Source organism: Ornithinimicrobium humiphilum (assembly GCF_006716885.1).
GTDB lineage: Bacteria > Actinomycetota > Actinomycetes > Actinomycetales > Dermatophilaceae > Ornithinicoccus > Ornithinicoccus humiphilus.
In genome coordinates this window covers 1,758,468-1,776,658 of the sequence record NZ_VFPU01000001.1, presented here as the reverse complement: position 1 = coordinate 1,776,658, position 18,191 = coordinate 1,758,468, and the positions used below count along the sequence as shown (strand labels likewise).

The following is an 18,191-nucleotide window of genomic DNA, read 5'->3' as shown; positions in this document are numbered from 1 at the left end:
CCGGACGGTGCCGAGCAGCGCTGTCCCGGACGCGGACGGGCGCCGGGACGCGAGGTGCGTGCCGGCGCCCGTCCGGTGCCGAGGTATGGAGCGGCTCAGGCCTCCGGGCCGGTCGCCTCCGGCGTCACGCAGGTGGTGACGAGGTTGCGGTCGCCGTAGACGCCGTCGATGCGGCGCACCGGCGGCCAGTACTTGCGGGACGGGTCCACGCCCTCGGGGAAGACCGCCGTCATCCGGTCGTAGGGGTGGTCCCACTCGCCGGCGATGCTCAGCGCGGTGTGCGGGGCGTTGCGCAGGACGCTGCCCTCGACGTCGCCGGCGACGGCGTCCATCTCGGCGCGGATCGCGACCATCGCCGCCACGAACCGGTCGAGCTCGCCCTTGTCCTCGGACTCGGTCGGCTCCACCATGAGCGTCCCGGACACCGGGAACGACATCGTCGGGGCGTGGAAGCCGTAGTCGATGAGGCGCTTGGCCACGTCGTCGACCGTGACGCCGGTCTCCTTGGTGAGCGGGCGGACGTCGAGGATGCACTCGTGGGCCACCAGGCCGTTGGCCCCGGTGTAGAGCGTCGGGAAGTGCTCGCGCAGGCGGGCCGAGACGTAGTTGGCGTTGAGCACCGCGACCTGCGAGGAGCGGGTCAGACCCGCGCCACCGACGAGGCGGATGTAGGCCCACGAGATCGGCAGGATGCTCGCCGAGCCCCACGGTGCGGCCGAGATGGCGCCGACACCGGTCTCGGGGCCCGCGTCCGCGACGACCGGGTGCGTGGGCAGGTAGGGCGCGAGGTGCTCGCGGACGCCGATCGGGCCGACGCCGGGGCCACCGCCGCCGTGCGGGATGGTGAAGGTCTTGTGCAGGTTGAGGTGCGAGACGTCCGCGCCGAACCTGCCCGGCTTGGCGATGCCCATGAGCGCGTTGAGGTTGGCCCCGTCGAGGTAGACCTGGCCGCCCGCCTCGTGGATGACCTCGCAGAGCTCGGTGATGGTGTCCTCGTAGACGCCGTGGGTCGAGGGGTAGGTGACCATGACCGCCGCCAGCTGGTCGCGGTGCTGGTCGACCTTGGCCCTCAGGTCCTCGAGGTCGATCTCACCGGTGTCGGTGCTCTTGATGACGACGACCTTGAGGCCGGCCATCACGGCGCTGGCGGCGTTGGTGCCGTGCGCGCTGGAGGGGATGAGGCAGACCGTGCGCTGCTCGTCGCCGTTGGCCTGGTGGTAGCGGCGGATCGCCAGCAGCCCGGCGAACTCGCCCTGCGAGCCGGCGTTGGGCTGCATGGAGACCGCGTCGTAGCCGGTGATCTCGCACAGCCACTCCTGCAGCTGACGGACGATCTCGCGGGTGCCCTCGGTCTGGTCGGCCGGGGCGAAGGGGTGCAGCGCGCTGAACTCCGGCCAGGTGATGGGCTCCATCTCCGTGGTCGCGTTGAGCTTCATCGTGCACGAGCCGAGCGGGATCATGCCGCGGTCGAGCGCGAAGTCCTTGTCGGACAGCGAGCGGATGTAGCGCAGCATCGCGGTCTCGCTGCGGTAGGTGTTGAAGACCGGGTGCGTGAGGTAGGGGTGGTCCTCGCCGCGCGCCAGGCCGCCCCAGTCGCCGGACTCCACGGACGGGATCTCCTGCGGCGCGTCGACGCCGAACGCCTCGGCCACGGCCTGCAGGTGCTCCAGCGTCGTGGTCTCGTCGGTGGAGAGCAGCACGGCGTCGGCGTCGGCCTGCCACAGGTTGATGCCGCGCTCGCGGGCGGCGGCCACGACCTCGGCTGCCCGGCCGGGCACCGAGACCCGCAGCGTGTCGAACCACGCGTCGCCGGCCAGCTCCAGGCCGCCGGCGGTGAGGGCATCGGCGAGGGCGCGCGCCTTGGCGTGGGTCTCCAGCGCGATGCGGCGCAGGCCCTCCGGTCCGTGCCACACGGCATACATCCCGGCCATGACGGCGAGGAGCACCTGGGCGGTGGTGATGTTGGAGGTGGCCTTCTCGCGGCGGATGTGCTGCTCGCGGGTCTGCAGGGCCAGGCGGTAGGCGACGTTGCCGTCGGCGTCCTTGCTCACGCCGACCAGCCGGCCGGGCAGGGAGCGCTCCAGGCCGGAGCGGACGCTCATGTAGGCGGCGTGCGGGCCGCCGAAGCCCATCGGGACGCCGAAGCGCTGGGTGGTGCCCACGGCGACGTCGGCGCCCCAGGCGCCGGGCGGGGTGAGCAGGGTCAGCGCGAGCAGGTCGGCGGCGACCGTGACGAGGGCACCGAGCTCGTGGGCGGCGGAGGTGACCGCGGCCCAGTCGCGGACGACGCCGTCGGCGCCGGGGTACTGCAGGAGCACGCCCATGACGTCGCGGTCCCCGGCGGCCGCGCGGAGCCCGTCGGCGTCGGTGACCTCGTCGAGGTCGGTGACGACGACGTCGATGCTCAGCGGGGTGGCGCGGGTCGTGACGACGTCGATCGTCTGGGGCAGCAGGTGGCGGTCGGCGACGAGGACAGCGCCGGCCGGGGCCTTGCTGTTGCGGCGCATCAGGGCCAGGGCCTCGGCGGCCGCCGTGCCCTCGTCGAGGAGGGAGGCGTTGGCGATGGGCAGCGCCGTGAGGTCGCTGACCATCGTCTGGAAGTTGAGGAGGGCCTCGAGACGGCCCTGGGAGATCTCCGGCTGGTAGGGCGTGTAGGCGGTGTACCAGCCCGGGTTCTCCAGGATGTTGCGCTTGACGACCGGCGGCGTCTGGGTGCCGTAGTAGCCCAGGCCGATCATCGAGGTCAGCACGGTGTTGCGGGAGGCCAGCTCGCGCAGCTCGGCCAGCACGGCCTGCTCGCTGGGGGCGGCGGGCATCGACAGCGGCTCGGTCGAGCGGATGGCCGGCGGGACGGCGGCGTCGATCAGGGACTCGAGGCTGTCGTGGCCGAGGACGGCCAGCATCTCGGCGATGTCGGACTCCCGGGGGCCGACGTGGCGCCCGGTGAAGTCGGACAGGGTGGACGGGTCGGGGGTGGTTCCGGTGCTCATCTCAAAGCTCCTCGGGCAGGCGCGGCGGGGCGCTCCCCCTCTGTCGGGCACGTGGTGGTGCGCCCTTCAGAGTTGCCTGATCCGCACGGTCCTGGCGCCTGAGAGCTTGGCGGGGAGTTTGCCCCTTCGGCGCCTCACCGAAACCTGGCGAGGACTCTCCCGCGCGGCCTCGACGGCACCGTCAAACTTAGCAGGTGCGCGGGTGTCCCCCGGCGACCGGTCAGGAGGTGCGGCGGGCGCGACGGCGGGCCGAGAGCTCGTCGGAGGGGTGCTCGGCGACGGGCTCGCCGGCCCGCTCGCTGGGCAGCTCGGCGAGCTGGCCCTCCACCTCGCGCCAGACGCTGCCGACCGCGATGCCGAAGACGCCCTGGCCGCCACGGACCAGGTCGATGACCTCGTCGTCGCTCGTGCACTCGTAGACGCTCGCGCCGTCGCTCATGAGGGTGATGCGGGCGAGGTCCTCCACGCCGCGCTCGCGCAGCGCCGTCACCGCGACGCGGATCTGCTGCAGCGACACCCCGGTGTCGAGGAGGCGCTTGATGATCTTGAGGACGAGGATGTCGCGGAAGGAGTAGAGGCGCTGGGTGCCCGACCCGCTGGGGTTGCGGACGGAGGGCTCGAGCAGGCCCGTGCGGGCCCAGTAGTCGAGCTGGCGGTAGGTCACGCCCGCCGCCCCGCAGGCGGTGGGGCCGCGGTAGCCGATGGTCTCGTCGAGGGCGGGGATGTCCTGCGTGAAGAGGACCCCCTGGGAGGGCCGGGGCTCGTGCCCGGTGCCGGCCTGCGTGCCGGGGGCGTCAGCGCCTGCGCTCACCGGTCCTCCTCGGAGATGTGAACAATGGGATTGGTGTGACTCGTGTGCACCGTGTGCACACCTCGACGGTAGGGCGCGGGGGTGGCGTGGTCAACGACCGACGCGCCGCAGAAGGCCACGGCTACTCCTCGAAGTCCTCGGCGGAGACGTTGTCGAGGAACTCGCGAAAGCGCTGCACCTCGTCCTCCTCCTCGACCGCCATCGTGACGCCCACCTCGTCGAGCAGCTCCTCGGTCGCCAGGATCGGGGTCGCCGCCCGCAGGGCCAGCGCGATGGCGTCGCTGGGGCGGGCCGAGATGACCGTGCCGCCGTCGAAGTGGAGCTCGGCCATGAACGTGTTCTCGCGCACCTCGGTGATGTGCACGGCCGTCAGGCGGTGGCCCAGCTCGGTGATGATCGTGACCATCAGGTCGTGGGTGAGCGGACGCGGCGGCTCGACGCCCTGCTGGGCGTAGGCGATCGCGGTCGCCTCCGGAGCACCGATCCAGATGGGCACGTAGCGCTGGCCCTCGCGCTCGCGCAGCAGCACGATCGGGCTGTTGGTCGGCATCTCGACCCGGACACCCAGGACGTCGAGCTCTCTCACCCTTCCACGGTACCCCGCCGCACCCCCGGACGGCGGGCGCGACGCGGGACGGGTCCCCTGCGGAGGGTCGAACGGGGCCGTCGGCCGGAGGTCAGTGCCCCTGGGAGAGACCGGACCTCACGAGGGCGACGTGCAGCGAGAGCATCGTCGAGAGCAGCTCGGCCTCGGCCTGCTCGGGGTCGGGCCCGGCGGCGCCGCGCGCCTGGCGCCGACGCAACGGCTCGAGGATCTGCTGGGCGATGCCGAGCTCGCGGTCGGCGCCGATCCGGAAGGAGCGCAGGTGCCGGGCCTCGAGGCCGTAGCGGGCCAGCGAGGCGGCCGCGGTCGCGACGTCGAGGTCGTCGGCGTGGTGCCGGCCGCTGGAGTCGGTGCGCAGCAGGCCGAAGGCCTTGAGCTGGCCGTAGGCGGCCCGGTCCAGGCCGGTGCGCTCGCGCAGCTCGGCCGGGGACAGCCGGATCGCGCGGCGACGCCGCAGCGCGGCGGCGCTGAGGTCGGTGACGACCGCGCCGCCCTCCTCGCGGGCGGGCTCGCCGGCCGGCTCACCCTCCCCCGCGGGCCGGGCCAGCTCGGGCACGTCGAGGCCGCGGTCGAGCCGGTCCAGGGCGTCCTTGATGACCTTGAGCGGCCAGAACCGGTCGCGCTGGGCGGTGAGGATGAACCGCAGCCGGGCGATGTCGGCCTCGGAGAAGAGGCGGTAGCCCGAGGAACGGCGCTCGGGGCTGATGAGCCCCTCGGTCTCCAGGTAGCGGATCTTGGAGATCGTCAGGTCGGGGAAGTCGGGCTGCAGCTCGCGCAGCACGGCCCCGATCGAGATCCCCCGTGCGCCGGAGGTCTCGGCGCGTGCGGTCGAGGTCACGGGCGCCCGAGGTAGTAGACGAGGCGGAACTTGCCGATCTGGACCTCGTCGCCCTGGTGCAGGACGGCCTCGTCGATGCGCTGGCGGTTGACGTAGGTGCCGTTGAGCGAGCCGACGTCGCGCACGACATACCCCTCGGGGTCGCGGACGAAGACCGCGTGCCGGCGCGAGACGGTGACGTCGTCGAGGAAGATGTCGCTGCTGGGGTGGCGGCCGGAGGAGACCTCGTCGGCGTCCAGGAGGAAGCGTGCACCGGTGTTGGGACCACGCAGCACGATGAGCAGGGCGGTGCCGGGCCGCAGCGCGTCGACGGTGCGCTGGTCCTCGGCCGAGAGCCGCGGGGTCTCGTCGTCGAAGGTGTAGTCGGCCGGCGGCAGGTCCCCGCCGTGCGGGATCCGCGCGGTGGCCGGGTCGGTGCCGAAGTCGTGGTGCTCGCGGTCGCGGTCGCTCACGGGTGACCTTCCTGGTGGTTGGTACGTCGTGTCCGGGGACGGAAGGGACCGGTGGCCGACGGTGCGGTCACCGGTCCCCCACTGTAGTCCAGCGCTCCCCCCGTTCCGAGGTCCCGGACGGGGGTGGCGCGGATCGACAGGGGTCCGGGGTCAGTCCAGCGACGCCTGGTAGGCGGCGGAGTCCATGAGGCCCTCGAGGGCGGCGGCGTCGGAGAGCTTGACCTCGTACATCCAGCCCTCGCCGTAGCTGTCGGAGTTGATCAGCTCGGGCGTCGCGTCGAGGGCCTCGTTGACGGCGGTGATCTCGCCGGCGACGGGAGCGTAGATGTCGCTCACCGACTTGGTCGACTCGACCTCGCCGACCGAGTCGCCCACGGCCACGGTGTCGCCGACGGCCGGCAGCGAGACGTAGACGACGTCACCGAGGGCGTCCTGCGCGTAGGCGGTGATGCCGACGCGCACCACCCCGTCGCCCTGGTCGCGCACCCACTCGTGGTCGGTGGTGTAACGAAGGTCCTCGGGGTAGTTCAGGGTGCTCATCGCTCTCCTCGGTGGCTGGTCCGGCGGTGCGGTGCGACCGCCGTGGTCGGTAGGGCTACCTTACGAGCCCGGGCAGCGCGCACTACTCGGGGGCTGACGGGACGGGCCGAGCGTAACGGGGCTCCTGCGCCGGGTGCAACGCATCCACGAGGAGGTCGTCGTCCTCGACGACGTTGACCGTCGCTCCCACCCCGCGGAGGCTGTCGGAGAAGCCGCCGGGGATCGCCATGGCCGCCGCGAGCGTGTGCGAGTCGCCGATCGCCACGATCCGGTAGGGCGGCACCAGGGGCGCGCCGTCGAGGGTGACGCGTCCCTCGGCGTCGGTGCCGACCCACGTGGAGGCCACCACCCGCTCCGCACCGATCTGGATCGCCTCGGCACCGGCGTCGCGCAGCTCCTGGATGGCGTCGAGCATCATCGTCTGGGTCACCCCGCCCTCGGGGTCGTTGACGTAGATCGTCACGCCCGGGCCCTGGACCGGCACGGTGCCCGCCAGGATGGCGTAGGACTCCAGGCGCTCGGCCGCGGCGACCGCCGCGGCCTCCCCGCCCTGCTCGCCCTGGAGGCGGAGCCGGTCGGCCTCGAGCTGGACGACCTCCTGCTGGAGCGCGTCGACACGCCCCGTGACGTTGTCGAGAAGCGCCACCAGCTCGGCCTGCCGCAGCTGGCGCAGGCCGGCCTCGTCGGTGCTGCGCACCTGCGCGACCAGGGCGATGCCCAGCAGCGCGAGCAGCATCGCCGCGACGACCTGCCCGCGGCTGGGTCGTGCGCCCGTCGCGAGGCTGCGCAGCCGGCTGCGCGCCTGGTCCGTCGTGACCCGTGGTCCGTGGTGGCGCCGGGGCAGGTGGAGACGGTTCCGGGGGCCCGCTCGGTCGGTGTCCGTCATCAGGCCCCCAGCAGGTGGCGCCGGATCGCCGCCACGTTGGAGAAGATCCGCAGGCCGAGCACGACCACGACGCCCGTCGACAGCTGCGCCCCGACACCGAGCTGGTTGCCGAGGAAGACGATAAGCGCGGCCACGACCACGTTGGACAGGAAGGAGATGACGAAGACGCGGTCGTTGAAGATGCCCTCCAGGGCGGCCCGGGTCGCGCCGAAGACGGCGTCGAGCGCGGCGATCACGGCGATCGGCAGGTAGGGCTGCAGCCACAGCGGCACCTCGGGGCTGACGACCAGGCCGATCGCGATGCCGATCACGAGTCCGAGGATGGGGATCATCGGGTGTCCTCCGAGGTCTGCTGCTCCGGCACGCGGCCGACGCGGGTGGTGAGCCGCTCGGCGGCGCCGATGGTGATCTGCTCCTGGGCGCCGACCTCGGAGCGGATGCCGAGCTGGGAGCGCAGCTCGGACAGGTAGGCCCCCGTCATGCCGCGCGACGTCTCCTCGGCCAGCCGCTCCGGGTCGCCGATGGCGCGGATCTCGTAGGGCGGCGCCAGGCCGCGGAAGTCGACGATGATCGCCTCGCCGGCGTAGCGGATCGCCGAGGTGCTCGTGAGGCGGTGGCCGTTGACCGAGATCGCCTCGGCGCCCGCGCTCCACAGCCTGTTGACGACGAGCTGGATGTCCCGGGCGTTGACCCGCTCGGCACGGGGCCGCTCCCCCGGCCCGGCGGCCTCCGGGACGGCGTCCTGGAGGGTGATGAGCACCCCCGGGCCCTGGACGGCGGCGGCGCCGACCTGCAGGCCCGCGGCGGCGATCCCGCCCTCGCCGGCCGAGCCCTGGGGCAGGGTCTGCGCCTGCTCGAGCTCGAGCAGCTCGGCGCGCAGGGTCTCGACCCGCTCGCGCAGGTCGTCGCCGGCGGCCTCGGCCGCCTCGATGCGGGTGACGAGCTGGGCACGGGTCTCCGCCGCAACGGGGTCGGGCACGCGCAGGGTCAGCGCCGAGACCGTGAGGAGCACCCCGAACGCGAGGGCGGTGACGAACATCAGCGGCGTGGCGAAGCCGGAGGACCGGGGCAGCCCGGCCGCCTCGCGCGCCTCCGCGGCCGAGCTGTAGCCCGGCCCCACGGGCGGGTCGAGGACCTGGTTGAGCAGGGCCATGGACGCCGCGGGGTCGGGGTCGCGGCGGGCCTGCCCGGCGCGGGGGAACCTCATACCCCTGCCCCGGCGCGGCGCTGGCGGATCATCGAGCGCAGCTGCCACAGGTAGATGCAGCCGGTGACCCAGTAGAGCGCCGCGCCCCACCACACCAGGGCCCAGCCGGCGGCCAGCGCCGGCGTCTGCCACCAGCCCTCGAGCTCGCCGAAGAGCAGCAGCGGGAAGGCCGCGAGCAGGTTGAAGGTCGCCATCTTGCCGACGAAGTGCACCGGCGGGATGGGCAGCCGGTGGTGCCGCACCACGGGGTACATCGAGGCCATGAGGGCGTCGCGGGCGACCAGGAGGGCGACCAGCCACCACGGGATGACCGAGATCCAGGCCAGGCTGAGCAGCGTCGCGGCGATGTAGAGGCGGTCGGCGATCGGGTCGAGCAGCTGACCCAGGCGCGTCACGAGGCCGTAGTGCCGGGCGATCTTGCCGTCGAGGTAGTCGGTGACGCCGGAGAGGACGAGGAGCAGGCCGGCCCAGCCGATCTCGCCGGCGACCAGCAGCCACAGGTAGACCGGCACCCCGACGAGGCGGATGACGCTCAGGACGTTGGGCACGGTCAGGACGCGGGCGCTCACCGACGGGACGGGATCGTCCCGCCGGGTCTGCGGAGCCTCCCCCGTGCCCGTGGTCATGGACGCAGTGTAGTTGTCCGGTCCGTGCGTCCCGGGAGGTATGACGAAGGCCCTGCCGGTGTGTCCGGCAGGGCCTTCGTTCTCGGTCGGGCTGACAGGATTTGAACCTGCGACCCCTTGACCCCCAGTCAAGTGCGCTACCAAGCTGCGCCACAGCCCGAGGCCCCGAAGGGCGAGGATCACCTTAACGCATGGGGGCCGGGGAACCGAATCCCGGGTCCCCCTGCGCCACAGGTGTCTCCTCGACCCCGGGATCAGCGCCGGGAGCGCTTCTCGCGCACCCGCACGGAGATCTCGATCGGCGTGCCCTCGAAGCCGAACTCCTCGCGCAGCCGGCGCTCGAGGAAGCGGCGGTAGCCGGCCTCCAGGAAGCCCGAGGCGAAGATCACGAACTTCGGCGGGCGGGTGTCGGCCTGCGTCGCGAAGAGGATCCGCGGCTGCTTGCCGCTGCGCACCGGGTGGGGGTGCGCCGCGACGACCTCGCCCAGGAAGGCGTTGAGGCGCGACGTCGGGATGCGGCGGTCCCAGGAGGCCAGAGCGGTCTCCAGGGCGGGCACCAGCTTGGCGACGTTGCGACCCGTGGCGGCCGAGATGTTGACCCGGGGGGCCCACTGCATCTGCACGAGGTCGCGCTCGATCTCGCGCTCGAGGTAGTAGCGCCGCTCCTCGTCGATGGTGTCCCACTTGTTGAACGCGAGGACCAGCGCCCGGCCGGAGTCGACGACCTGCTGCACGACGCGGATGTCCTGCTCGGTCAGCGGCTCGGAGACGTCGACGAGCACGACGGCCACCTCGGCCTTCTCCAGCGCCGTCTGCGTGCGCAGCGAGGCGTAGAAGTCGGCGCCGCGGGTCTGGTGCACGCGCCGCCGGATGCCGGCGGTGTCGACGAAGCGCCACGGCCGCCCGCCGAGCTCGATGAGCTCGTCGACCGGGTCTCGGGTGGTGCCGGCGACGTTGTCGACGACGACGCGCTCGGACCCGGCCAGCTTGTTGAGCAGCGAGGACTTGCCGACGTTGGGTCGGCCCAGCAGGGCCACCCTGCGGGGCCCGCCGCGGGGGTAGGCCCCGGGGACCGACGTCGTGTCGGGCAGCACGTCCAGCAGCGCGTCGAGGGCGTCGCCGACACCCCGCCCGTGCAGCGCGGACACCGGCCACGGCTGGCCCAGGCCCAGCGACCACAGCATCGCCGCATCGGCCTCGACCCGCTGGTCGTCGACCTTGTTGGCGATGAGGATCACCGGCTTGCCCGAGCGGCGCAGCAGCCGGACGACCTGCTCGTCGGTGTCGGTGGCCCCGACCGTGGCGTCCACGATGAAGAGCACCGCGTCGGCCAGGTCGACGGCCACCTCGGCCTGCTCGGCGACCCGCAGGTGGATGCCGGTGGCGTCCACCTCCCAACCACCGGTGTCGACCAGGGTGAAGCGCCGGCCCGACCAGTCCGCGTCGTAGGCGACGCGGTCACGGGTCACCCCGGGCACGTCCTCGACGACCGCCTCACGGCGGCCCAGGATGCGGTTGACCATGCTCGACTTGCCCACGTTGGGGCGGCCGACGACGGCCACGACGGGACGCGTCTCGGCCTCGTCCAGGTCGCCCTCGGGCAGCTGCCCGGTCTCGACCAGCTCGAGGTCCTCGTCGGACAGCTCGAACTCGGACAGACCTGCCTTGAGCGCGCGCTCGAGCTGAAGCTCCTCCTCCGTCGGCTCGACGTCGACGGTGGGGTCGGCGCCGCCGGTCCACTCGACCTCGACGCCGTCGTCCTCGTTCTCCCAGGACTCGCTCATGCCCCTCCTCCGAGGCTCAGCGCCTCCCGGCGCATCCGGACCTGGCGCTTGATGCGCCCGAGCATGCCCACCATCCCGCGCATCCGCAGCGGGGAGACCGCCTCGGCCAGGCCGAAGCGGTAGGGCGCGTCGTCGGGCACCCCGAGGACCTCCTCGGCCGGCAGGCCGTCGAGCCCCTCGTGCAGGATGCCCGCGAAGCCGCGCGTCGTCGGCGCCTCGGCGGGCGCGTCGAAGTAGAGCGAGACCGTCTGCTCCGGGTCGTCGGCGACCTCGACCGCGAGGAAGACGGGTGACTGGCACTCGTCGACGCGCTCCATCTGGTCGAGGTGGCCGGCGTAGCGCTCCGGCAGGGCGGGCAGCTCCTGGCTCAGCTCCAGCAGCAGCTGGAGGCGGTCCTTCTCCGAGACGGCGTGGAAGTCCTCGGCCAGCTCGGCCAGCGGGGCGGGCAGCGCGGCGCGGGTGTCGTCCCCGGCCGTCATGCTCACCGCTCCACCGGCACGCCGACGGAGTTGCCCCACTCGGTCCAGCTGCCGTCGTAGTTGCGGACCTTCTCGAAGCCGAGCAGGTGGGTCAGCACGAACCAGGTGTGGCTCGAGCGCTCGCCGATGCGGCAGTAGGCCACGACGTCGTCGGAGGGCTGCAGCCCCTGCTCCTGCAGGTAGATGGCCTCCAGCTCCTCGCGGCTGCGGAAGGTGCCGTCCTCGTTGGCCGCCCGGGCCCACGGCACCGACCTCGCGCCCGGGATGTGGCCGCCGCGCATGGCGCCCTCCTGGGGGTAGTCGGGCATGTGGAGCAGCTCGCCGGAGTACTCCCCCGGGCTGCGCACGTCGACCATCGGCTGGCCGATGTGGGCCAGCACGTCATCCTTGAAGGCGCGCACGGTGGTGTCGTCGCGCTCCACGACGGGGTAGTCGACGGACTGCGGGGTGGGGACCTCGGTCGTCAGCTCGCGACCCTCGGCGATCCACGCGGCGCGGCCGCCGTCGAGCAGCCGGACGTCCTCGTGGCCGAAGAGGGTCATCACCCAGAGGGCGTAGGCGGCCCACCAGTTGGACTTGTCGCCGTAGATCACCACGGTGGTGTCGCGGGAGATGCCGCGGGAGCCCATGACCTGGGCGAAGCGCTCGCCGTCGACGTAGTCGCGCGTCAGCGGGTCGTTGAGGTCGGTGTGCCAGTCGAGCTTGAGGGCGCCCGGGATGTGCCCGGTGTCGTAGAGCAGGACGTCCTCGTCGGACTCGAGGACGACCAGGCCCTCGTCGCCGAGGTGCTCGGCCAGCCATGCGGTCGTCACCAGCCGCTCCGGGTGGGCGTAGGCGGCCAGCTTGGGGTCGGTGTCGTGCGGCAGGCTCATCGGTGCTCCTGGGGTACGGGGGTAGGGGGTGCGACGCGGCCGGCGACGAGGTCCAACACGGCCCGGACCGACTCCTCGAAGGTCAGCTCTGAGGTGTCGAGGCCGGTGACGCCGTCGGCGGGTTCGAAGAAGGCGCTGACCGTGGCGTCGTCACGGTCGCGGCGGACGATCTGGTCACGGGTGGCGGCGAGGTGCTCGGCCGCGGTGCCGCCGTGCAGCTCGGCGGCGCGGCGGGCCAGACGGGCCTCCTCGGAGGCGGTCACGAGGATCCGGTGCTCGGCGTCGGGGGCGACGACGGTCGTGATGTCACGGCCCTCGACCACGACGCCGCCGCGCTCGGTGCGCAGCTGCTCGATCAGCTCGCGCTGGCGGCGACGCAGCTCGGCCCGCACGTCGAGGTTGGTGGCCACGGCCGACACCTGGGTGCTGATCCGGGTCTCCCGGATGGCCTCGGTGACGTCCGTGCCCTCGACGGCCACGGAGGCCGCGTCGGGGTCGGTGCGCATCAGCAGCGGCAGCTCGCGGGCGGCGGTGGCCACCGCGGCGGAGTCCGTGAGGTCAAGCCCACGCTCGAGGCACCACCACGCCAGGGCGCGGTACATGGCGCCGGTGTCGAGGTAGCCGAGGCCGAGGTGCCGGGCGACCGCCTTGGAGACCGACGACTTGCCCGAACCGCTGGGACCGTCGATGGCGATGGTGATCGGGGAGTCAGGCACCCGCCCAGCCTAACGGCATACCGGGTCTCCCCCGGCCCCGAGCCGCGGGCCTCAGAGACCGGCGGCGCGGTAGAGCTGGGCGACCTCCTCGGCCGCCAGCGCCCGGTAGCGCCCGGGACGCAGCTCACCGAGACGGACCGGGCCGACCTGCGTGCGGGCGAGCATCTCGACCGGGAAGCCGACCTCGTCCATCATCCGGCGCACGATGTGCTTGCGGCCCTCGTGGATGACGATCTCGACGATCGAGTGGCCGGGCAGCGAGTCGACGAGCTTGAAGGAGTCGGCCCTGGCCAGGCCGTCCTCGAGCTCGACGCCGTCGCGCAGCTGGCGCCCGACGTCCCTGCCGACCACGCCGTGCACCTGCGCGACGTAGGTCTTGGGGATGCCGTAGGCGGGGTGCTGCAACCGGTGGGCGAGGTCACCGTCGTTGGTGAGCAGCAGCAGGCCCTCGGTGTCGAAGTCGAGACGACCGACGTGGAAGAGGCGCTGCGAGAGGTGCCCGACGTAGTCGGCCAGGCACGGGCGGCCCTCGTCGTCGTCCATGGTCGAGACCACGCCGGCCGGCTTGTTGAAGGCGAGGTAGACCTTGTCGGTGTCGAGCACGACGCGGTCGCCGTCGACGTGCACGACCTGGCGCGAGGCGTCGACGCGCACGCCGAGCTCGCGCACGACCTGGCCGTCGACCTGCACGCGGCCGTCGGCGATGAGCTTCTCGCAGGCGCGGCGGCTGCCGAAGCCGGCGGAGGCGAGCAGCTTCTGCAGGCGCACGCCCTCGGGGTCGTGGACGTCGACCTGGGTCGAGGGGCCGGGGGGCTGCTGGCGGCCGCGCGGCGGGCGGGAGGCCCCGGCCCGTCGGGGCCCGGCGGTGCCGCCGTCGAGGGAGCGGCGCGAGGGTCGGCCCGAACCACCCCCGCGACCGCCGCCGGTGCGGCCGGCGCCGCCCTTGCCGCCCCCGCCGGAGCGGTTGCCGCCGGAGCGGCCCCCGCCCTGCGGGCTCCTGCCGCGGCCCGAGCCGCCCGAGTTGCGTCCGTCGTTCATGCCAGTCCTTCCGCGGCGAGCTCCTCCAGCACCTCGGCCGAGGGCAGGTAGGGCGCGAGCGCCGGTAGATCGTCGAGGGAGTCCAGTCCCATGCGTTGGAGAAAGAGGTCGGTGGTGCCGTAGAGCACCGCGCCCGAGGTGGTGTCCTGGCCCGTCTCCCGGACCATCCCGCGCGCCAGCAGCGTGCGCACCACACCGTCGACGTTCACGCCGCGGATGGCACCGATGCGGGCCCGGCTGATCGGCTGCCGGTAGGCGATGACGGCCAGCGTCTCCAGGGCTGCCTGGGTCAAGCGGGCCTGCTGGCCCCCGAGAAGGAACTTCTCGACCACCGGTGCGTATTCCGGGCGGGAGTAGATCCGCCACCCGCCACCGAGCCGGCGCAGCATGAACCCCCGCTCGGAGTCGGCGTAGTCCTGCGCCAGCTCGTCGAGGATCGAGCCGACGTCCTCGACCGGCAGCTCCAGGGCGGAGGCGAGGGCTTCCTCGGTCACCGGCTCGTCGATGACCATGAGCACGGCCTCGACCGCGGAGCGGGCACCGCCCGGGAAGTCGTTGATGTCGAAGGCGACCTGCTGCTCGCCCTCGTCGGGGGGCGACGCGCCGGCGTCGTCGTGCCCTGCGGGCAGGTCGTGCTGCACCTGCTGCTCCTCCGTGCGCTCGCTCATCGGTCCACCTCGTCGGTGCCATCCTCGTCGAACTCGTCGCTGACCTCCACACGGCCCCGGTCCGGCCCGGTCCAGCGCACCGTCAGCTCACCCAGCGGCTCGGGCTGGTCGAAGGTCAGGACGGTGTCGCGGAAGAGCTCGAGCAGGGCCAGGAAGCGCGCCACGATGACCAGCGTGCTGTCGGCGTCGGCGACGATCTCGCGGAAGCTCAGCGTCCCCTTCTCGCGCAGCCGCTCGACGACGAGGGAGGCCTGCTCGCGCACCGACACCTGGGGCGCGTGCAGGTGGGACACCCCGACGGTGGGCGGCGGGCGCGGGATCATCGCGCGACCGGCAATCATCGCCAGCTGCTCGGGCGTGACGGTCAGCACGAGCTCGGGCAGCAGCGAGGCGAAGCGTTCCTCCACGCCGACGTCGCGGGCGAAGATCCGCCCCGCGCCCTCCATCCGTAGCCGCAGCTCCCCGGCGACCTGCTTGAAGGCGCGGTACTGCAGCAGCCGGGCGAAGAGCAGGTCGCGGGCCTCGATGAGCGCGAGGTCCTCCTCGTCGTCCTCGCGGGCGCTCGGCAGCAGCCGCGCCGCCTTGAGGTCGAGCAGCGTGGCGGCGATGAGCACGAACTCGCTGGCCTGCGACAGGTCCCAGTCGTCCTCGGCCGCCTGCGCCGCGCGGATGTAGGCGACGAACTCGTCGGTGACGCGCGCCAGCGCGATCTCCGTGACGTCGAGCTTGTGCTTGGCGATGAGCCCGAGGAGCAGCTCGAAGGGCCCCGAGAAGACGTCGAGGTGGACCTCGAAGCCGCTCGAGGAGCGGGTCAGCACGCCGCCGGGCGTGACGGGAGCGGCGGCGGGCTCCTGCCCGCTCCCCTGCTCCTGCTGGTCCTCCGGCGCGACCGGTGCCCCGGCCCCGGCCGGCGGGGCGGCGGTCACGGTCAGGGGGCGCCGCCGCGGCTGATGAGCTCGCGGGCCAGCTGGCGGTAGGCCTCGGCACCCGCGTGGGTGCTGGCGTAGGAGGTGATGGGCTCGGCCGCGAGGGTCGCATCGGGAAACTTCACGGTGCGGCTGATGACGGTGTGGAAGACCTGGTCCTGGAAGTGGTCGACCACGCTGCGCACGACCTCGCGGGAGTGCAGCGTCCGGCCGTCGTACATGGTGGCCAGGATGCCGTCGATCTGCAGGCGCGGGTTGAGGCGGTCGGTGATCTTCTCGATCGTCTCGATGAGCAGCGCCACGCCGCGCATCGCGAAGAACTCGCACTCCAGCGGGATGACGACGCCGTGCGCCGCGGTGAGCGCGTTGACGGTGAGCAGGCCGAGCGAGGGCTGGCAGTCGATGAGGACCACGTCGTAGTCGTCGAGCACCGGCCGCAGCACGCGGGCCAGGATCTGCTCGCGGGCGACCTCGCCGACCAGCTGCACCTCGGCGGCCGACAGGTCGATGTTGGCCGGCAGGATGTCGATGTTGGGCACCCGGGTGGTCTGGATGACGTCGCGGATGTCGTGGCCGCGCTCGACCATGAGGTTGTAGACCGTGATGTCGAGCTCGTGCGTGCGCACGCCGAGGCCGACGGACAGGGCACCCTGGGGGTCGAAGTCGACCATGAGCACGCGCCGGCCGTACTCGGCCAGGGCCGCGCCCAGGTTGATGGTGCTGGTCGTCTTGCCGACGCCGCCCTTCTGGTTGCACATCGCGATGATGCGCGCAGGCCCGTGGCTGCTCAGCGGGGCGGGCACGGGGAAGTCGGGCAGGGGTCGGCCGGTCGGCCCCTCCTGGCCCACGCCCGTGTCCTCCGTCCCGGGCAGGCGGTCGTACGTCGCGGTTGCCTCGCGCTTCACGTATCTCTCCAGCCTCGATCGCTCGTGGTCGGCCTCCCGCCGATCACCGAAACACTAACGGGTCGGGCGGCTCCCCGCCCCGGCCCGTCAACCTCGACCTGAGGTCGAGGGTCTGCTCCGACCGCCTCTTCCGGGAGGTCAGCGGGCCCGGGCGCGCGGGTGCGCCTGGGCGTAGACCTCGCGCAGGTGCTGGGTCGAGACGTGGGTGTAGATCTGCGTGGTGGTGACCGACGCGTGGCCGAGCAGCTCCTGGACCACGCGCACGTCCGCTCCTCCGTCGAGCAGGTGGGTGGCGAAGGAGTGCCGGAGGGTGTGCGGTGAGACGTCGGCCCGGAGGCCGGCCCGCTCGGCAGCGGCGCGGATCGCGGTCCAGGCCGACTGGCGCGACAGCCGGCCGCCGCGGACGTTGACGAAGACCGCGGGCGTGCCGGTGCCGGCGCGCGCCAGGGCCGGACGGCCCCGCACGACCCAGGCGTCGAGGGCGTCCCGGGCGTAGCGGCCGAGCGGCACGATGCGCTCCTTGCCGCCCTTGCCGAAGAGCCGCACGACCCCGCCGGTGCCGTCGTCGCCCCTCCCCAGCTCCAGGTCGTCCAGGTCCAGCCCGATCGCTTCGCTCACCCGCGCCCCCGACCCGTAGAGCAGCTCCAGCAGCGCGCGGTCGCGCAGCGCGGCGGGGGTGTCACCCAGGGACGCGGCCTGCAGCAGCCGGCCCACGTCGTCGACCGACAGCGCCTTGGGCAGCCGCCGTGGAGGAGCCGGAGGCTGGACCTCCCGGGCGGGGTCCGCCTCCACCTCGCCCTCGACGGTCAGGAACCGGTGCAGGCCGCGGACGGCGACGACGGCGCGTGCCGCGGACGTCGCCGCCAGGGGCGGGTGCTCGTCGTTGCCACGACGCAGGGCGGCGAGGAAGTCGGTCACGTGGCGCTCCGCGACGTCCTCCGGGTCCGTGACGCCGAGACCCTCGAGGAAGGTCAGGTAGCGCTCGGTGTCGCGCTGGTAGGCCTTCAGGGTGTGCTCGGAGCGTCCTCGCTCCACCCGCAGGTGGTCGAGCCAGCCGTCGCGGGCGCGGCGCAGGGCCGTGCGGCGCGGCGGTTCGGGACTGGGTGCGGACATCGGCCCGATTGTCGCAGCGCGTCGGGCCGGGGACGGCCCGCCCCGCCGGGGTCGTCCCGCGCGGTGCGGCACCGCACCGGCGCCGCTGCGCCAGACTGACCTCCATGCGCTGGTATGCCGACGCCCCCGTGAGGCGATCCCGTCAGGTCCTCGCCGACCTGTTCCTGCTCGGCTGGGTGGTCGCCTGGGTGCTCGTCGGACGGGCCGTCTTCGGTCTGGTCACCACCCTCGCCGCTCCTGCCGACCCGCTCCGTGAGGCGGGCGGGTCGCTCAGCGCCCGGCTGACGGAGGCGGCGGCCGAGGTGACGCGCATCCCCGCGGTCGGGGACTCCCTCGGCGAGCGGCTCACCGGGGCCGCGGCCGTCGGCACCGACCTGGTCGCGGCCGGCGACCGGCTCGAGGAGTCGGTGCGCACCGTGGCCTGGGTCGTCACCCTCCTCACCACGGGGACCCCGGTGCTGCTGGTCCTCGCCGTCTGGGCGCTCTTCCGCGTCGCCTGGATGCGGCGGGCGGCGGCGCTGGGCCGCGAGCTGGACGACCCCGAGTCGCAGGAGCTGCTCGCCCTGCGCGCCCTGGTCCGCCAGAGCCCGCGCCGGCTCCAGGAGCTCTACCCCGACCCGGTCGGGGCCTGGCGCTCCGGGGACCCGGAGGCCCGCCGCGCCCTCGCCGACCTCGAGCTGGCGGAGGTCGGCCTGCGCAGCCGCCCGGCACGGCGCTGAGGCGCCACGGCATACCC

20 protein-coding genes, 1 tRNA gene and 1 riboswitch are annotated in these 18,191 nt (G+C 73.2%); of the genes, 1 reads left to right on the top strand and 20 read right to left on the bottom strand.

Annotated elements, in window-relative coordinates; genetic code table 11:
- Window positions 1-95 precede the first annotated feature (95 nt).
- From gcvP to xerD, 20 genes are all read right to left on the bottom strand, one after another.
- Window positions 96-2,990 (bottom strand): aminomethyl-transferring glycine dehydrogenase, encoded by a 2,895-nt coding sequence (gene gcvP / locus FB476_RS08310; RefSeq protein WP_141818350.1) that lies wholly within the window; start codon window positions 2,988-2,990, stop codon window positions 96-98.
- A 76-nt stretch (window positions 2,991-3,066) separates the two neighbouring features.
- Window positions 3,067-3,162, bottom strand: a riboswitch (glycine riboswitch).
- A 48-nt stretch (window positions 3,163-3,210) separates the two neighbouring features.
- Window positions 3,211-3,801 (bottom strand): MerR family transcriptional regulator, encoded by a 591-nt coding sequence (locus FB476_RS08305; protein WP_141818349.1) that lies wholly within the window; start codon window positions 3,799-3,801, stop codon window positions 3,211-3,213.
- A 121-nt stretch (window positions 3,802-3,922) separates the two neighbouring features.
- Entirely contained in the window at window positions 3,923-4,387 is a 465-nt protein-coding gene (locus FB476_RS08300) for a bifunctional nuclease family protein (protein WP_141818348.1), read from the bottom strand.
- A 91-nt stretch (window positions 4,388-4,478) separates the two neighbouring features.
- Window positions 4,479-5,243: a transcriptional regulator FtsR gene (gene ftsR, locus FB476_RS08295; RefSeq protein ID WP_238329620.1), complete on the bottom strand. Its 765-nt coding sequence runs from the start codon at window positions 5,241-5,243 to the stop codon at window positions 4,479-4,481.
- Window positions 5,240-5,695, bottom strand: a complete 456-nt coding sequence (locus tag FB476_RS08290; RefSeq protein ID WP_141818347.1) for an FHA domain-containing protein — start codon at window positions 5,693-5,695, stop codon at window positions 5,240-5,242. The genes ftsR and FB476_RS08290 overlap by 4 nt, the downstream gene beginning before the upstream one ends.
- 150 nt (window positions 5,696-5,845) lie before the next feature.
- Complete coding sequence (gene gcvH / locus FB476_RS08285; RefSeq protein ID WP_141818346.1) at window positions 5,846-6,235, bottom strand: glycine cleavage system protein GcvH; 390 nt, start codon at window positions 6,233-6,235, stop codon at window positions 5,846-5,848.
- 82 nt (window positions 6,236-6,317) lie between these two features.
- The gene (locus FB476_RS08280) at window positions 6,318-7,121 is read right to left on the bottom strand and encodes a DUF881 domain-containing protein (RefSeq protein WP_141818345.1); all 804 of its coding nucleotides are present in this window, start codon (window positions 7,119-7,121) and stop codon (window positions 6,318-6,320) included.
- Complete coding sequence (locus FB476_RS08275; protein WP_141818344.1) at window positions 7,121-7,453, bottom strand: small basic family protein; 333 nt, start codon at window positions 7,451-7,453, stop codon at window positions 7,121-7,123. Before FB476_RS08275 ends, FB476_RS08280 begins: the two co-directional genes overlap by 1 nt.
- Entirely contained in the window at window positions 7,450-8,328 is an 879-nt protein-coding gene (locus tag FB476_RS08270; protein WP_141818343.1) for a DUF881 domain-containing protein, read from the bottom strand. The genes FB476_RS08275 and FB476_RS08270 overlap by 4 nt, the downstream gene beginning before the upstream one ends.
- Entirely contained in the window at window positions 8,325-8,954 is a 630-nt protein-coding gene (locus tag FB476_RS08265; protein ID WP_141818342.1) for a CDP-alcohol phosphatidyltransferase family protein, read from the bottom strand. Before FB476_RS08265 ends, FB476_RS08270 begins: the two co-directional genes overlap by 4 nt.
- 86 nt (window positions 8,955-9,040) lie before the next feature.
- A tRNA-Pro gene (locus FB476_RS08260) sits at window positions 9,041-9,114 on the bottom strand.
- A 94-nt stretch (window positions 9,115-9,208) separates the two neighbouring features.
- The gene (der, locus tag FB476_RS08255; RefSeq protein ID WP_141818341.1) at window positions 9,209-10,738 is read right to left on the bottom strand and encodes a ribosome biogenesis GTPase Der; all 1,530 of its coding nucleotides are present in this window, start codon (window positions 10,736-10,738) and stop codon (window positions 9,209-9,211) included.
- Complete coding sequence (locus FB476_RS08250) at window positions 10,735-11,217, bottom strand: SufE family protein (RefSeq protein WP_141818340.1); 483 nt, start codon at window positions 11,215-11,217, stop codon at window positions 10,735-10,737. Before FB476_RS08250 ends, der begins: the two co-directional genes overlap by 4 nt.
- A 2-nt stretch (window positions 11,218-11,219) precedes the next feature.
- Window positions 11,220-12,089 (bottom strand): sulfurtransferase, encoded by an 870-nt coding sequence (locus tag FB476_RS08245; protein ID WP_141818339.1) that lies wholly within the window; start codon window positions 12,087-12,089, stop codon window positions 11,220-11,222.
- Window positions 12,086-12,805, bottom strand: coding sequence for a (d)CMP kinase (cmk, locus tag FB476_RS08240; RefSeq protein ID WP_141818338.1), 720 nt, complete (start codon window positions 12,803-12,805; stop codon window positions 12,086-12,088). The genes FB476_RS08245 and cmk overlap by 4 nt, the downstream gene beginning before the upstream one ends.
- A gap of 51 nt (window positions 12,806-12,856) precedes the next feature.
- A complete protein-coding gene (locus tag FB476_RS08235) occupies window positions 12,857-13,843 on the bottom strand; it encodes a pseudouridine synthase (protein ID WP_141818337.1) in 987 nt (328 codons plus the stop codon).
- Window positions 13,840-14,511 (bottom strand): SMC-Scp complex subunit ScpB, encoded by a 672-nt coding sequence (scpB, locus tag FB476_RS08230; RefSeq protein WP_238329619.1) that lies wholly within the window; start codon window positions 14,509-14,511, stop codon window positions 13,840-13,842. The genes FB476_RS08235 and scpB overlap by 4 nt, the downstream gene beginning before the upstream one ends.
- Window positions 14,508-15,443 (bottom strand): segregation and condensation protein A, encoded by a 936-nt coding sequence (locus FB476_RS08225; RefSeq protein ID WP_420359367.1) that lies wholly within the window; start codon window positions 15,441-15,443, stop codon window positions 14,508-14,510. The genes scpB and FB476_RS08225 overlap by 4 nt, the downstream gene beginning before the upstream one ends.
- A complete protein-coding gene (locus FB476_RS08220; RefSeq protein ID WP_238329618.1) occupies window positions 15,440-16,342 on the bottom strand; it encodes a ParA family protein in 903 nt (300 codons plus the stop codon). Before FB476_RS08220 ends, FB476_RS08225 begins: the two co-directional genes overlap by 4 nt.
- A gap of 138 nt (window positions 16,343-16,480) precedes the next feature.
- The gene (gene xerD / locus FB476_RS08215; protein WP_141818335.1) at window positions 16,481-17,455 is read right to left on the bottom strand and encodes a site-specific tyrosine recombinase XerD; all 975 of its coding nucleotides are present in this window, start codon (window positions 17,453-17,455) and stop codon (window positions 16,481-16,483) included.
- Window positions 17,456-17,559: 104 nt separating this feature from the next.
- Between xerD and FB476_RS08210 the strand changes: the two genes are divergently transcribed.
- Window positions 17,560-18,174, top strand: a complete 615-nt coding sequence (locus FB476_RS08210; protein ID WP_141818334.1) for a hypothetical protein — start codon at window positions 17,560-17,562, stop codon at window positions 18,172-18,174.
- Window positions 18,175-18,191: the final 17 nt, after the last annotated feature.